The organism is Paenibacillus sp. SZ31 (assembly GCF_012912005.1).
Classification (GTDB): domain Bacteria; phylum Bacillota; class Bacilli; order Paenibacillales; family Paenibacillaceae; genus Paenibacillus.
Genome location: NZ_JABBEA010000001.1, coordinates 833,980 through 847,089, shown reverse-complemented (window position 1 = coordinate 847,089; position 13,110 = coordinate 833,980). Strand labels below are relative to the sequence as shown.

At 41.7% G+C, this 13,110-nt stretch carries 24 protein-coding genes; all 24 read left to right on the top strand.

Going from position 1 to position 13,110, the window contains the following annotated elements; translation table 11 throughout:
• Positions 1 to 486, top strand: coding sequence for a hypothetical protein (locus HF638_RS03945; protein ID WP_169478972.1), 486 nt, complete (start codon positions 1 to 3; stop codon positions 484 to 486).
• 42 nt (positions 487 to 528) lie between these two features.
• Positions 529 to 672, top strand: coding sequence for a hypothetical protein (locus HF638_RS03940; protein WP_169478971.1), 144 nt, complete (start codon positions 529 to 531; stop codon positions 670 to 672).
• Positions 673 to 741: 69 nt separating this feature from the next.
• Complete coding sequence (locus HF638_RS03935) at positions 742 to 933, top strand: hypothetical protein (protein ID WP_248277997.1); 192 nt, start codon at positions 742 to 744, stop codon at positions 931 to 933.
• 64 nt (positions 934 to 997) lie between these two features.
• Positions 998 to 1,501, top strand: coding sequence for a monooxygenase family protein (locus HF638_RS03930; RefSeq protein WP_169478970.1), 504 nt, complete (start codon positions 998 to 1,000; stop codon positions 1,499 to 1,501).
• Positions 1,502 to 1,527: 26 nt separating this feature from the next.
• Complete coding sequence (locus tag HF638_RS03925) at positions 1,528 to 2,028, top strand: hypothetical protein (RefSeq protein ID WP_169478969.1); 501 nt, start codon at positions 1,528 to 1,530, stop codon at positions 2,026 to 2,028.
• 207 nt (positions 2,029 to 2,235) lie between these two features.
• Positions 2,236 to 2,682, top strand: a complete 447-nt coding sequence (locus HF638_RS03920) for a LytTR family DNA-binding domain-containing protein (protein WP_169478968.1) — start codon at positions 2,236 to 2,238, stop codon at positions 2,680 to 2,682.
• Complete coding sequence (locus HF638_RS03915; protein WP_169478967.1) at positions 2,679 to 3,089, top strand: hypothetical protein; 411 nt, start codon at positions 2,679 to 2,681, stop codon at positions 3,087 to 3,089. The genes HF638_RS03920 and HF638_RS03915 overlap by 4 nt, the downstream gene beginning before the upstream one ends.
• Before the next feature lie 143 nt (positions 3,090 to 3,232).
• Positions 3,233 to 3,505, top strand: coding sequence for a hypothetical protein (locus tag HF638_RS03910; protein WP_169478966.1), 273 nt, complete (start codon positions 3,233 to 3,235; stop codon positions 3,503 to 3,505).
• A 29-nt stretch (positions 3,506 to 3,534) separates the two neighbouring features.
• Positions 3,535 to 3,927: a hypothetical protein gene (locus HF638_RS03905; protein WP_169478965.1), complete on the top strand. Its 393-nt coding sequence runs from the start codon at positions 3,535 to 3,537 to the stop codon at positions 3,925 to 3,927.
• A gap of 5 nt (positions 3,928 to 3,932) precedes the next feature.
• Positions 3,933 to 4,280, top strand: coding sequence for a hypothetical protein (locus tag HF638_RS03900; protein ID WP_169478964.1), 348 nt, complete (start codon positions 3,933 to 3,935; stop codon positions 4,278 to 4,280).
• 274 nt (positions 4,281 to 4,554) lie between these two features.
• Positions 4,555 to 5,016, top strand: coding sequence for a hypothetical protein (locus tag HF638_RS03895; RefSeq protein WP_169478963.1), 462 nt, complete (start codon positions 4,555 to 4,557; stop codon positions 5,014 to 5,016).
• A 62-nt stretch (positions 5,017 to 5,078) separates the two neighbouring features.
• Positions 5,079 to 5,918: an adenylyl-sulfate kinase gene (locus HF638_RS03890; protein ID WP_169478962.1), complete on the top strand. Its 840-nt coding sequence runs from the start codon at positions 5,079 to 5,081 to the stop codon at positions 5,916 to 5,918.
• Positions 5,919 to 5,961: 43 nt separating this feature from the next.
• The gene (locus tag HF638_RS03885) at positions 5,962 to 6,213 is read left to right on the top strand and encodes a DUF7660 family protein (protein WP_169478961.1); all 252 of its coding nucleotides are present in this window, start codon (positions 5,962 to 5,964) and stop codon (positions 6,211 to 6,213) included.
• Between the two features lie 36 nt (positions 6,214 to 6,249).
• Positions 6,250 to 6,747 (top strand): YcxB family protein, encoded by a 498-nt coding sequence (locus tag HF638_RS03880; RefSeq protein ID WP_169478960.1) that lies wholly within the window; start codon positions 6,250 to 6,252, stop codon positions 6,745 to 6,747.
• Positions 6,748 to 6,762: 15 nt separating this feature from the next.
• Positions 6,763 to 6,948: a hypothetical protein gene (locus HF638_RS03875; RefSeq protein WP_076330170.1), complete on the top strand. Its 186-nt coding sequence runs from the start codon at positions 6,763 to 6,765 to the stop codon at positions 6,946 to 6,948.
• On the top strand, positions 6,945 to 7,436 hold the full coding sequence (locus HF638_RS03870; RefSeq protein WP_169478959.1) for an NUDIX hydrolase: 492 nt from the start codon (positions 6,945 to 6,947) through the stop codon (positions 7,434 to 7,436). The genes HF638_RS03875 and HF638_RS03870 overlap by 4 nt, the downstream gene beginning before the upstream one ends.
• A 49-nt stretch (positions 7,437 to 7,485) precedes the next feature.
• Positions 7,486 to 8,001, top strand: coding sequence for a nucleoside deaminase (locus HF638_RS03865; protein WP_169478958.1), 516 nt, complete (start codon positions 7,486 to 7,488; stop codon positions 7,999 to 8,001).
• 26 nt (positions 8,002 to 8,027) lie between these two features.
• The gene (locus tag HF638_RS03860; protein WP_169478957.1) at positions 8,028 to 8,570 is read left to right on the top strand and encodes a GNAT family N-acetyltransferase; all 543 of its coding nucleotides are present in this window, start codon (positions 8,028 to 8,030) and stop codon (positions 8,568 to 8,570) included.
• Between the two features lie 20 nt (positions 8,571 to 8,590).
• The gene (locus tag HF638_RS03855; RefSeq protein WP_169478956.1) at positions 8,591 to 9,256 is read left to right on the top strand and encodes a Type 1 glutamine amidotransferase-like domain-containing protein; all 666 of its coding nucleotides are present in this window, start codon (positions 8,591 to 8,593) and stop codon (positions 9,254 to 9,256) included.
• Positions 9,249 to 10,145, top strand: a complete 897-nt coding sequence (locus HF638_RS03850) for a PhzF family phenazine biosynthesis isomerase (RefSeq protein WP_169478955.1) — start codon at positions 9,249 to 9,251, stop codon at positions 10,143 to 10,145. The genes HF638_RS03855 and HF638_RS03850 overlap by 8 nt, the downstream gene beginning before the upstream one ends.
• A gap of 15 nt (positions 10,146 to 10,160) precedes the next feature.
• Positions 10,161 to 10,613, top strand: coding sequence for a GNAT family N-acetyltransferase (locus HF638_RS03845; RefSeq protein ID WP_211175462.1), 453 nt, complete (start codon positions 10,161 to 10,163; stop codon positions 10,611 to 10,613).
• Positions 10,597 to 11,595, top strand: coding sequence for a phosphotransferase enzyme family protein (locus HF638_RS03840; RefSeq protein ID WP_169478954.1), 999 nt, complete (start codon positions 10,597 to 10,599; stop codon positions 11,593 to 11,595). The genes HF638_RS03845 and HF638_RS03840 overlap by 17 nt, the downstream gene beginning before the upstream one ends.
• 53 nt (positions 11,596 to 11,648) lie before the next feature.
• Complete coding sequence (locus HF638_RS03835; protein ID WP_169478953.1) at positions 11,649 to 12,488, top strand: GNAT family N-acetyltransferase; 840 nt, start codon at positions 11,649 to 11,651, stop codon at positions 12,486 to 12,488.
• A gap of 30 nt (positions 12,489 to 12,518) precedes the next feature.
• Entirely contained in the window at positions 12,519 to 12,944 is a 426-nt protein-coding gene (locus HF638_RS03830; protein ID WP_348982065.1) for an HD domain-containing protein, read from the top strand.
• Positions 12,945 to 13,110 lie beyond the last annotated feature (166 nt).

Below are 13,110 nucleotides of genomic sequence, written 5' to 3'. Positions count from 1 at the left end.
ATGTTGCTGTTGATTATAGTCGCTGGATGCAGTTCACCAAGTAAAGAGATTGATCCGATCCAACGTTTGAAAAAGTACGATACTGCCCAAGAAGCCATTATGCAATATGTTAAGTCATATCACATGACTGGTCCAGTAGCACAGATTAGTATAGGAAACGAAGATCGTCAGTTGGTTTTCACGGAGTCCAGCAAAAGAAAGTATTCTATCGCTGAATTAATCGAAGTCGAAGGACAATATGCAGTAGCTAAGCTTTCAGCTGAAGTGAGACTAAGCGAGCTCGCGTGGGCCAAATGGAGTTTCCCTACATTGGATGAGCAGGTATACACGATAACCATTTCCAATGAAGAAGAGCCGGATTTTGCAGAATATATCAAGGAATTCGGATTGTATGTACATCTTAGTGACGCACCTACCGACAAGAATTTGTTCACTACTTCACCTAATCTCATTAACTTTTATAATTCGGTTGAAGTGACAATGTAGAAGAATACGACTGTAATTTTTATTTGAAAAGGAGACCCTATCATGCAAAAAACAATAATAGAACTATCTGATTTGATGAAAAAATATCCCAAGAGTGCAGCATTTTTATTATCTATCATTGTGTTGAATTTGGTGTATGCCTTTGGTAAGGATATCGGGGTGTGGCTTTACCACCTGACTCATTAGAATATTTGTAATGAAAGGCATTATCTTCAGTTAATCCTGCATCATAGAATCACATAAAGGAGGATGGCTATGGACATCGTTATGACGCTTGAACCGCACGGATGGTTGGATATCCTGGTTCAACCTGATCAGGGAGAACAGATTGAGATTCCGGTTTCTTTTTTGTCGGATGCGGTGGATGAGATAGCACGTCAATTCGTTGCATTGCACAAAGGAGCCACGGAGGTAACCATGACCATGCAGACCGAACCTTGCCTATGAGCGGATAGGAAGGATCGTTCAGATCCGATGAAATCGAATGTGTTTGACGAAAAGGAGGAGTGACGTGGCGAACGTACATAAGGGAAGATATTCAGCTCAGATCGAGGGAGAATTTGTTGTTTTTATCATCGGAATGAGGATCAATCGTCTGTGGGCTATACATAAATGGCTGCCTGTTTTTAAGTCCATGGGCCCGATGATTAAAGAACTGTATATGAATCCGGAGACCGGATTTCTGAGTACAGAGTATTTTATAAGCTGGCGTGGGGTGACGCTACTACAATACTGGCGCTCTTACGATGAATTGGAGAAATACGCACGAGGTGGACTGCACTTGGAAGCTTGGAAAAGATTCAACCGTTCCATTGGTTCTGATGGAACCGTAGGGATCTATCATGAGACATACAAGGCTCAGTCAGGTTCCTTTGAGACCATATACGCCAACATGCCAAAATTCGGATTAGCTAAAGCGTCTGACCATGTGCCTTCGACAGGGAAAATGGAGACATCCAGACGCAGAATGGGCGGAGAGAATGACCCGGCAGTGGAAGCACCAGAGAAGTCTTAAAGCATTGAACAGAGAGGGGGATGTTATTGAAGGCTAGAGTGCGAGTAGAAGATATACATTCAAAGCAACTTAGCTGGTTATGTATTGAACCGATGCTTGTTTCTGTACGGGGCAGAGATATGACCGCCAAAACAGAGATATACCGACAGTTACATGAAGGGCAACAAGCCTTATTTCTGTTCTATTCCTATCACAATCACACGAAGAGTCTGGCAGAGTTTTATTGGTTTTCGGCATATAACATCATCGAGATCAAGAGTTGGAATGGAATTAAAAATGGGATGCACTTTTTTCATTTAGATGAAATGGTAACTGTACTGGACCAGATAGAAAGTCTGATCACGGATAAAAACAGAGTGGGTGAAGAGTGGCGTGAGGTGTTAGCAACGGATCTGGAGAAGGACCCGATCTTGCTTCAGAGAACAGAGGCATTATATGGAACCTATCAGACTATGGCGCAAGTAGCTATTGCACACATGAATAAGATAATCCTGCAAAATCAGGAGATGTATCTGGAGGTTGAGTAGGTTAAGGCAGCACCTTGATAAAAAAGAATAGCTCATGCCTTGAATGCTCTGGATGAGTACATGGAAGAACTGCTCCTATGGAGTGGTTCTTTTTAGTATCTAAGCAATGCCAATGCAACAAACTTGCGAAATCATGCAACAAAACGCAATACAGTGGGATTGACGTAACTATGCTTGTAATATGAGTTGTGAGAGGAGGGGCAACGCATGAAAGTCATTTTTGAAGAGGACACGGCAGTTGAAAAAAGCTTAGCCAAGGTCATTACACATCCGGCAGAGAAGTCGAAGTGGGACCGTATTCAGAAGGCGATCTCCGAATCGGAAACCCAACTAACGGTCATCCATGCCAAGAACAATCGCAATGTACAGATCCAATTGAGCTCGGTGGTCGCCATTGAGTCGGAGGATCGGATGTATTGTGTACGTGTGATTACAGGCGAGAGATACCTGCTTAACAAACGTTTGAAATTTGTAGAAGAGGATCTGGATGACGTTCATTTTGTGAAAATCAATAATCAAACGATCATCAATACGCGGTACATCACCGCATTCTCTGCAACAGACCAAGCTCGGATTAAGGTAGATCTGAGCGATAGCTCCAGTTACTTTGTCAGTCGATTTTATATTAAAAACTTTAGGGGGAAATTATCATGATGATGCAGCTTAGGTTGTCCTTTTTTCAAGTATTCACCATTACTTCACTCTGGGTGACCTTGCTATTGACCCTATTCTATAGTGATCAACCTATCCATATGAGCTACCTGTGGAATATTGCCGGAATTTCGACTATTGCTGCTGTGCTGTACGCTGTGATGTACAATGTGCTCTGGAACCATTTTACGTTGAAACCATTGTGGAATATTGTTATATCTTCTACCTTAAGCATTACAGGAGGTATGGCAATGGTATGGTTATTCTCGGTAGACATGTTCCAGTTCATTGCTCCCTGGTTCCCCGGCATGTGGTTGTTATCTATCGTGCTGCACGTCATCGCTTTTTATTTTTATGCTAGAATGGATAGCAGGAAAAAAGCGGAAGAGTTAAATAACATTCTCAAGTAAAGGTAAGGAGAACAAGTATGAACGAGGAAGAACTGCTGGAGTTATACGAATTGGAGCCTGATGACATCCATCGAGAGCCGATCCGAGAACTGTTGAAGCAAGAGATTGAGAACCGAGAATCACAGGATAACTAAATTCTGAAATTGTTGTGCATTATGTTGTTCTGTATCGGAAATGTGGAGGACACCACGCTGATCTGGCAAGCTAAACGAAAGAATCAGGATGCGGGTAGTTATATTGATGTGCAGTTACTATGTGGTGCGGGATATGATCAGACTTTATTTTATCTGGAAAAAATAGACGGGGAACAGGCGCATGAAGAGTTGCTTTACCTTAGACAGTGCGAGCCGCATGACTTTGTTGATTTTTCCAAAGCGGAATGGGTCTCAGACTATAAACAATATTACGGTGATTAATATATGAGCACACCAGAAGGAGAGGTACTATGCCAAGTTTGCATGACAACATCATATTAAGCTACGAAGTTGATTTAGAGAACGAAAGGATCAGGATGTGTACTCGTTCGAGTCATGAGATGCCGAAAAATATGGATGTCTTATTCTCTGGTGTAATGGCTCATGCGTTTGATACACCGCTGCATGGCAGTATTATTTTCGATCTGGATGAGTGGGACATAGAGCATTTTATCCCTTATAATCGAGAGTTGTTAGAGTCAGGGAAGGGTCAAGCTTGGCCTGTCAGTTATGATTCCTATGAAGAATTGCAAACTCGGCTGATAGAAGAGAAATACAAGTACATGGTGATCTCATCCTCGTATGGATTGAATGGTTGGGTTTTGGCGAAGAACGTAGAGATTTCTGTTCAAGAAACGGGGTGAACGGGATGAAGCGTGGGCACAAGCAGCACGTTAGCAAGAGGGGTGCGGGACTAAGAGCGGGCATTGTTGTGCTGGTTGTTCTGCTCGTAATTCTAGTAATGATCAATCCAAACGAAGAAGATTTTGTTGCATGGCTCGCAAGTGAACATGACATCCATGCTTCGTATGATGTGAATGATGGCAGGACGTTTACGCAGACGATCGATGGTGAGGAAAAGAAGCTTCACTATAAAGGCGGACATATACGTCATATGGGGATTTTTTCAACATATAGTTACCGTTTTGCGGATAATGAAGAAAAGGAGATTCAGATTGAAGCGGTCGGCATAATCAATATGTTATGGAATAGATAGTTAGATAGATTGTGGACAGTTACAAAAGTTTGATGAAAGTTCTGCTGATATCCACGCGCTTTGCATGATGTAACTTGTGCAGAGCAGCGTGTTTTTTGTGTGAAATGCGATAGAAACAGAGATGGTTTACTTCGTTTATTCGCAAATTCCACATTATGGGTTATGATGTACCTTGAGAGAAAATTTTACATAGATAGGAAGTCTTCGTTCTAAATAAAATGCATTAAGGTCTTTACCAGGGGAGCGTTATCCATGATTAAATGGAGGGCTGATTATGAAAAAGTTAACCGTAATTTCATTATTAATTCTTCTTCTGGTGGCCTGTCAGAACAAAGGAAACACTGAAGATGCACAGCAGGATGAAGAAATACCGACTTTCCAAGAGAAGGAAGACATTCCACCTGTGTACCTTGATGAAACAAATTATACCGGGGATGAGTTGGAAATCGTCAAACTTATGAATGCCCGGGTGCGTTATTTATACGAAAAGGATGAAAAAGCATATATGAATCTTTTTGATCCACAGTCTCCTATATCGGGCATAGGAAGATACAAAGTTCGCAAGATTACCTCCATAAGCGATATCATCATTCAAGAGCAAAAGCAGCTTTACCAGGGAGCTGTAACGATTACTGAATTAAGAGAGAACGACAAGGAATATATAAGTACGATGGTATTTTGGAAAAAGAAAGAAGATGGCGATAACGCGCAATGGATTTTTGCAGATATCGATTAATAGCATAGCGGCTGATAGATGGAAGATCCATATCATCACACAAAATAAAGGATGATGTAATGATGGCTAGGAGATTAATACTCATTGAAGGATTACCGGGTTCAGGTAAGTCAACGATTGCCAAGATGGTATCCGAAATTCTGATAGGACAAGGCAAGCAGGTACAACTATTTCAGGAAGGAAACCTGGATCACCCTGCTGATTATGAGGGCGTATCTTTTTATCATGCTGGAGACTTCGAGGCTTTATTGAGCACGCATGAAGATTACAGAGAGGTTCTGGAAAGTAATGCGATTGCCTATGATCAAGATTTCCTGATTCCATACCGTAAGATGAAAGAACAGTGGGGAATAAATATTCCCGACCATGTCTTACAGGATATATTCAGACGGGATATTTACGAAATTCCTTTTGAACAAAATGTTAAATTGATCACCGAGAAGTGGCAGAATTTCACTGAAAACCTGTTAAACACGAATGATGACTGCATCACGATATTTGAGTGTTGTTTTATCCAAAATCCAATGACCATGGGTCTTGTCAAATGTAATCAATCCAAAGCACAGAACGTGCAGTATGTATTGGAACTGGGGCGTATCATTCCTGCTCTGAATCCGCTTCTCATCTATATCGACCAGAAGGACATATCATATACATTTGATAAGACGGTCAGTGAAAGACCAAAAGAATGGTCAGAGGGCTTCATTAATTATTATACGAATCAGGGTTTTGGGCAAGCACAGGGTTATCAGGGTGTTCAGGGTACGGTACGGGTTTTGCAGGAAAGAAAGAAGCTGGAGTCCGAAATCTATGGGTTACTTCAGATGGATAAGGTATGGCTGGACAATTCGGATTATGACCGCGAGGCTTCTAGGCGCAAATTAGAAAAGATTCTGGAGTAACCATACGGTGCTAGGATTATCGAAAGCAGGTGAACAAAACAACATGAAAAAAACGTTATTTGAGCTTGCAAATGAAGTCGAAGATGAAGTGACCTTTATGGCTTTCCTGCAACAATTAAGCAAGGATCGGAAAGATCATGCAGATGAATGGCAGAATGATTCGATAGCGTCATTTCTGGAAGCGGCAGCCGAGTGGGGGCAAGAGTCAGTGGATGGATTACTGCATTACGAGAAGCCGGATAACCCATGGAAGAGATGTGCTCAGATCATGTATATGGGCAAGATTTATGAGTAGATTGGTAGATTAAAACGAGTGGAGGAAGTTAGTAACATGATGCATATTCAGCTGACAGAAGAAGATTACTGGCAAATGAACAAATTTGCGATGTTTAAAGTGTATGGGAAGGGGATGCTGATCGCTGTATGTGTGCTGCCTGTAGCTATAGCCATAATATTTAGACAATTAGATTTTTCATGGGTACAAGCCATTATTGCTGCGCTACTCTGTAGTATATTCGCCAATGGTATGACCTACATACGAACCAAAAAGAAAATCAAGAAATTGGCACGTGAGAGCAAAGGGATACTGGGTGATCATCAGCTAGAAATCTCAGAGCAGGAGATTCGCTGGAGCAATGATATGACTTCAGGTGCAACACAATGGAAAGGTTTGGAGAGCTTCAGTGAGACAAAACACTATTTCTTTATTTTCATTAATAAGGCAAGTGCGCATGTGATTCCAAAACGATTTTTTGAAACTGAGACGGAAGAAGTTCAGTTTGCTGAACAGGTTAGAGCACATATGAAAACTGCTAATCATAATACATAACGGAGGTTTATTTTCATGGCTTTTTTTGAAGTAGCATTAATCGTTGTAACGGCTCTATTGTTGGTATTCGGTGCAAAAACGAAACGTAAACCATTGCTTAAATGGGGCATAGCCAGTTTAATTTTATTGCTCGTACTTATCATCCCGTCATTCATCATGGGATTCATGGATGGATTGTCTGAGGGATGGTCAGCGAGATGAGTAATTCAAAAAACAAAAATATATCGTATGAGCAGTATAATAACAAATTCAACTTTCGTGTGGCAGGTATTGTGATGGATGCCGGAAGAGTTCTTTTACATACGACGGAAAAGGATGATTTCTGGAATCTGCCCGGAGGGCGGGTAGAAATGAACGAGACAACAGAAGCGGCTATTGTGCGAGAGATGATGGAGGAACTGGGTGTTCATGTAGAAGCGCAAAGGCTCGCATATGTTAGTGAAGATTTCTTTGAATATGATGGCCTGAAGTATCATGAAGTTGGTTTTTATTATGTCATCACATTGCCGGAAGCCCATAAGCTATATAGCCAAGTTGAGTTCAATGGCCTAGAAGACAACGGTAAGCTAATCTTCCGATGGTTCTCCTTGGACGAACTAGAGCAGATGGAAGTCTATCCTGTGTTTTTGAGAAAGGAACTGACTAATCTCCCCGATGCAAAAGGTATCAAACACTTCATTCAGAAATAGAGGGATATGTTTTGTAGGTGATCTATAACTGTACTTAGGGGGACTTTCAATGAAGTTATCGGATTATGAATATTTAACTTTGGCTCTGGAAGAAGCAGAACAATCACTTACTGAAGGAACGTATCCGATTGGTGCGATAATTGTGGATGTGGATGGGAATGTCGTGAGTAAAGGCAGAAACCGAGTCTTCTCGGATTGCGACCCCACCGCACATGCAGAGGTTGATGCTATTCGTCGGGCAGGAAAACATTTGCTGGATGTAGACAAGAAGAGATTCACGAAGAAGAAAGACTTGACGCTTTATACTACCTGTGAGCCTTGTCCCATGTGTTCATGCACCATATTAATGTCGGGGATTAAAAAGATTGTATGGGCAGCAGATGATGAAGAGTATGGAGGGCTTCGACGTTTCAAGGAAGGGCCTCATTTTATCCATATGTTTGACACGCTATCCTGCGTTGCAGCACCCTATCTTGATCTGGAAAACAGACAGAGGGCTTTGCTTGCCAAATGGAACATCGGTAGAGGTTTGTTTGATACAGAGTGGGAGATTCCGAAGCAATGATCTTAATCCAAAGGAGATGAATCCACATGGAATTTGTGGGAGAGAAGGTCAGAATAACAACAGTCACAGAGCAGGACCTCGACTTCATAGGTCAACTGGAATGTGATACAAGCATATGGAGTTTTGAAGAGACCGTTGAGACGGACGAGGAGAAGGTCCGTGAGAAATATCGCAGCCATTTTGCTGTCGCAGATGAGAAACCGTATGCTTATGATTTCGTTATACGCCGCTTGAATGATCTGGAAGATACACCTCTTGGTATTGTTCAAATGTGGAGTTATGTGGATTACCGAAAAAGCTGGGAACTTGGATTCGGTGTGCTTTCAGAATACGCTGGCAACGGATATGGGAGTGAGGCTACACGTCTTTTGTTACAATTTGCGTTTCAAGAGTTACAAGCTCATAAGGTCGTCGGCATGTGCAATTCACAAAACGTTCGCTCAGCCGCACTGATGAAGCATATGGGTATGACACGGGAGGCCGTCTTCCAGGAAGAACTATTGTGGAATAATCAGTGGACAGACCAGTTTTTTTTCTCGATTTTGGATAGAGAGTTTAAGCAAGTCTAATAGGTACGGGAGGAAATAAGATGACTACGTTGGTTCTGCTAAGTGATTTGGTTTTCGAATCTAAGGATAAATTGGATCAGAGAATACGAAGCTTATTCGACAGTGAACAGCCTTCCATCGGATATATCCCTTCAAGTTCCGACCCGGAGCGAAAGTATTTTGAACACACAAGACGTTACTATAATCAAATAGGAATAGATAACGTTCAATATTATGATCTTGATCTGGAGTATGAGGAGAGCACATTTGGCGCTATTTTCGAAAGTGATGCGATTCATCTGTCCGGCGGAAATATGTTTTATTTTCTAAGTTTATTACAGAAGAGAAATGCGCTTGGTTTGCTGCGTTCCTATGTGAATAGTGGCGGCATTTTGATCGGGGTCAGTGCAGGCAGTATTCTGACGACACCTACGATCGAGATAGCCGGGTATGGTGAAGATGCAGATGAAAACGATGTGGGTTTGGATGATATGAAAGCACTGGGGCTCGTTAAATTTGAGTTTGCACCGCATTGGGACGGTTCGGAAGTGACTCTGAATTCATTAAGAGAATACACGCGTGTTAACCGTACAACGGTCTATGCGTGCCAGGATGGTGGCGGGGTTATAATTGATGGTGAAAATGTAGAGTTATATGGAAATATACGTCTCGTACATTACAGAGAGAGTGGGTCTGATCATGAGTGATGTTACGGTCTATCATTATGATGCTTTCTCCACAGTTCCCGGCCAAGGTAACCCTGCAGGAGTGGTTTTTGATGCGGATCATTTAAGTGAGACGGAAATGCAGCAGATCGCTTATAAGGTTGGTTTTAATGAGACGGTATTTGTGTTGAACTCTAAAGTAGCTGACGTCAGATTACGTTATTTTACGCCGGGTCATGAGATTAATCTGTGCGGTCATGCCACAATGGCATCACTGTATGGTATGAAGACACGTGGTATGTTGGGTGACAAAGAGTTAATCACGATTGAAACCAATGTAGGCATATTACCCATACGATTTGAGCGGAATGCCGACACCATTTACATGGAAATGAAACAGGATCAGCCGCAGTTTGTACCGTTCCAGGGTGACATCGAGAAGCTGGTAAGCGCAATAAACCTCACTCTGGATGATGTCGACCATTCTACGCCAATCGTTTATGGAAGTACAGGAACCTGGACGTTATTAATCTCAATTCGTGAACTAAGCTCTTTTATGAAAATGAAACCGGATTCTTCCCTGTTCCCTGGTATTTTACTTGAAAACCCCAAAGCTTCGCTACATCCCTTTTGTTTCGAGACCCGTGATTCCGATGCGATGATGCATGCGAGACATTTCTCTTCACCGTACTCAGGTACTACAGAAGATCCAGTGACTGGAACGGCCTCCGGGGTGATGGGTGCTTATTATTTAACCTATGTGAAACCGGAGATCGATGAGGTACAGTTTGTGGTAGAACAAGGGCATGAGATTGGTAGAGATGGAAAGGTTCAAGTGAGTGTGATTCGGGATGGTGAGGATATGGATGTCAGAATTAAGGGGACGGCTGTTTTTGTCCGTGAACTTAACGTTGAAAATATAAAAGTATGAAGGGAGATTAACATTTTGCAAATTATTGATATTCGGCAGAAGCCGGACGTGCTGCAAGAAGCAGTACAGTATTTCTGGAAACAATGGGGCTCAGAAACGAGCTTCCATTTCTATCGAGATTGTATAGAGCGTTCTGTGGATACAGAGAGTGATGTGCCAAGATTTTATGTGATGCTGGACGGAGACCAAATTATTGGTGGGTACGCATTGTTACGAAGCGATCTGAATAGCAGGCAGGATCTCTTTCCATGGTTTGCGTGTCTTCATGTTGATCCGGAATATCGGGGCCAGAACCTGGGTGGACAACTTCAGACCCATGCAATGAATGAGGTGAAAGCTAAAGGGTATGACAAGCTGTATTTGTGTACTGATCTGACCGATTATTATGAGAAAAATAACTGGGCCTATATCGGTAAAGGATATCTGCTTGATGATGAAGAGACGAGAATCTATGAGTATAAGATTTGATGAAATCATTTCTCATTATTTCGAAGATACCGAGTATACCTTGGGAGCCGTTCCATTTGGCTTGACCAATACGACCAAAATCCTTGAAATACAAGGACAGAGGTTTATCGTTCGTATCTATAACAGATATCTCAAAACGATCGATGGTATTGAACTGGAATGTAAAGTGACAGCTTTCCTTGAAAGCACTCATTCTTCGTTTCAGATCCCACTCTTTCATAGTGCTATAGATGTCCAACCTTATTTATTATTAGAAGACGGGACGCTTGCGGCGATTACTACCTTTCTAGAAGGTACTGTACCCCAATTGTCTAGCGTAGACAAATCTAAGAAGTTTGGGCAGCTGGTGGGTGAGTTTTCGACACGAATGCAAGGGTTCCCAATAGGCAAGCAAATTTACAGGGGAATTTCATTTACTAAAGTGTACGAAATTCATCCGTTAGCTAATCGTCAATCGATTACGGTTTTTTATGAAAATCTACTTTTTGAATTATCAGTCTCAAAGGTTACCTTTTACCAGAAAATGATCACAGAAATTGAGAGTTCCAATCTGCAGTTAGAGGTGTTACCACAACAGTTGGTTCATCATGATTTGTTGATTTATAATTTGCTGGCTCAGAATGAGGAGATCACAGGCGTACTGGATTTTGATTTTATTGGTATGGATGCTGCGTTTATAGAATTTGTAATTAGCTTCAATCATGTGGTTCAGGAATCCCAAGGGTCCATGGAAATGATCGAGTCCTTTCTTCAGGGATATGGCAGTGAACGCAAGCATTCAGCGCTTGAGTTTAGTTACTTACCTTTACTTACACAAATCTATTATATAGCAGTACTTCATTTTTATATTGGTCAGCATTATGCAGGAGCAACGATTGAGCACAACTTCACGTTTATGATTGAACAGTTTGAGAGAAACATGAATTGGCTGGAAAAGCATAATCTTAAGATTCAAGAGTTGCTTAATAGATACTTGATCTGATTACACGAATGATGTAATAATTTCTGAGCTGCTGTTATAGGAGGAATGAACCTATGATTACCGAGATTAATAAACATGAATTCCACAAAGTAAAACATCTCACAGACTGGTGTCAGAATATTGAAGTCAAAGCGGTGGCGTATGGCTTGAACCCGGGACGGATCTATGTAGATGATGCAGAGAATATAACAGCAGCACTAATTTGGATACATGGACAATCTGGTTTTCAGTTGATCGGAGACTCTCGAAGAGAACCCTTTCTAAATGAATTGAAAGAGTACATGCGGGAACGTATTGAACCTGAGTTATTGAACTTACATATTCATGCTGTTGAAATTGGTGTGGTGGATGAAACCTGGGAAGATGTTCTTCAGCACATCTCTGGGAAAAGAGAGATCTCCAGTGATATTCAGCATGTATACAAATTGAATCCAAATCCGATAAGTTATCAAGTAACTCTCGACGTATGTGCTTCTCAGGACGAGGAAGTCAGAATTCTCAGGATAGATGAAGTACTATTAGGAGAGAAAAGGTATAATAATTCCTCTTTTCTGAAGGATAAAATCTCTCACTTCTGGACGACAATAGATGATTTTTTACAACATGGCTTTGGCTACATTGCAGTGCATAACGATGATATCGCGAGTGTTTGCTTTTCGGCATTTACTGCAGATCAGACACATGCGGTTGATATTGAAACGGTTGAAGTATACAGAAGAAGAAATTATGGTGCGATTGTGGCAAAAGCTTTTGTAGAAGAATGCGGACGTGTAGGTATACATCCGTATTGGGATTGTTCACCGAACAATGCGGGCTCAATTCGTCTGGCACAGGGTGTGGGCATGTCACTGGATTTTAACTATAGAGTTTACTGGTATAATCTATCCACGTAGAGGGGTATCGGATATGAAGGAGGATGTGCTGTGAGCGAATCATTACAGGATCAGATTCAATTTCTCATTGAGATTGATAAACTCAAAACGATTGAACGAAAGACGAGAATTATGCATGGTGAGAGACTTGAAAATGATGCAGAGCATTCCTGGCATCTGGCGATGATGGCCTTGGTTTTACAGAGTCACGCCAACAAGGATGTGGATATGCTTAAAGTCATTAAGATGCTTCTCGTTCATGATCTGGTTGAGATCGATGCCGGCGATACTTTTGCCTACGATTCGGTGGGGAATACGGATAAATATGATCGTGAACTCAAAGCGGCTCATCGGCTGTTTGGTATGTTGCCTAAGGAACAGGCTGAAGAACTACTCCAATTATGGTTAGAGTTTGAAGTAAAGCAGACGCCTGAAGCACAATTTGCCTCATCTCTCGATCGGTTGCAGCCTCTTTGATCCATAATCATCAGAATGAGGGAGATACTTGGCAGAAATATAACATTACCAGTGATCAGGTATTAAACAGAAACCGTGAAATTGCGAACGGTTCCGTAACATTGTGGGAGTATGCGCAGCAGCTTATTCAGAAATCTGTGGACCAGGGAATCTTGACCAAATCATA

Coding starts and splice junctions, on each gene's coding strand:
- HF638_RS03945 (WP_169478972.1), top strand. CDS start 1: ATGTTGCTGTTGATTATAGTCGCTGGATGCAGTTCACCAAGTAAAGAG.
- HF638_RS03940 (WP_169478971.1), top strand. CDS start 529: ATGCAAAAAACAATAATAGAACTATCTGATTTGATGAAAAAATATCCC.
- HF638_RS03935 (WP_248277997.1), top strand. CDS start 742: ATGGACATCGTTATGACGCTTGAACCGCACGGATGGTTGGATATCCTG.
- HF638_RS03920 (WP_169478968.1), top strand. CDS start 2,236: ATGAAAGTCATTTTTGAAGAGGACACGGCAGTTGAAAAAAGCTTAGCC.
- HF638_RS03915 (WP_169478967.1), top strand. CDS start 2,679: ATGATGATGCAGCTTAGGTTGTCCTTTTTTCAAGTATTCACCATTACT.
- HF638_RS03905 (WP_169478965.1), top strand. CDS start 3,535: ATGCCAAGTTTGCATGACAACATCATATTAAGCTACGAAGTTGATTTA.
- HF638_RS03900 (WP_169478964.1), top strand. CDS start 3,933: ATGAAGCGTGGGCACAAGCAGCACGTTAGCAAGAGGGGTGCGGGACTA.
- HF638_RS03895 (WP_169478963.1), top strand. CDS start 4,555: ATGAAAAAGTTAACCGTAATTTCATTATTAATTCTTCTTCTGGTGGCC.
- HF638_RS03890 (WP_169478962.1), top strand. CDS start 5,079: ATGGCTAGGAGATTAATACTCATTGAAGGATTACCGGGTTCAGGTAAG.
- HF638_RS03885 (WP_169478961.1), top strand. CDS start 5,962: ATGAAAAAAACGTTATTTGAGCTTGCAAATGAAGTCGAAGATGAAGTG.
- HF638_RS03880 (WP_169478960.1), top strand. CDS start 6,250: ATGATGCATATTCAGCTGACAGAAGAAGATTACTGGCAAATGAACAAA.
- HF638_RS03875 (WP_076330170.1), top strand. CDS start 6,763: ATGGCTTTTTTTGAAGTAGCATTAATCGTTGTAACGGCTCTATTGTTG.
- HF638_RS03870 (WP_169478959.1), top strand. CDS start 6,945: ATGAGTAATTCAAAAAACAAAAATATATCGTATGAGCAGTATAATAAC.
- HF638_RS03865 (WP_169478958.1), top strand. CDS start 7,486: ATGAAGTTATCGGATTATGAATATTTAACTTTGGCTCTGGAAGAAGCA.
- HF638_RS03860 (WP_169478957.1), top strand. CDS start 8,028: ATGGAATTTGTGGGAGAGAAGGTCAGAATAACAACAGTCACAGAGCAG.
- HF638_RS03855 (WP_169478956.1), top strand. CDS start 8,591: ATGACTACGTTGGTTCTGCTAAGTGATTTGGTTTTCGAATCTAAGGAT.
- HF638_RS03850 (WP_169478955.1), top strand. CDS start 9,249: ATGAGTGATGTTACGGTCTATCATTATGATGCTTTCTCCACAGTTCCC.
- HF638_RS03840 (WP_169478954.1), top strand. CDS start 10,597: ATGAGTATAAGATTTGATGAAATCATTTCTCATTATTTCGAAGATACC.
- HF638_RS03835 (WP_169478953.1), top strand. CDS start 11,649: ATGATTACCGAGATTAATAAACATGAATTCCACAAAGTAAAACATCTC.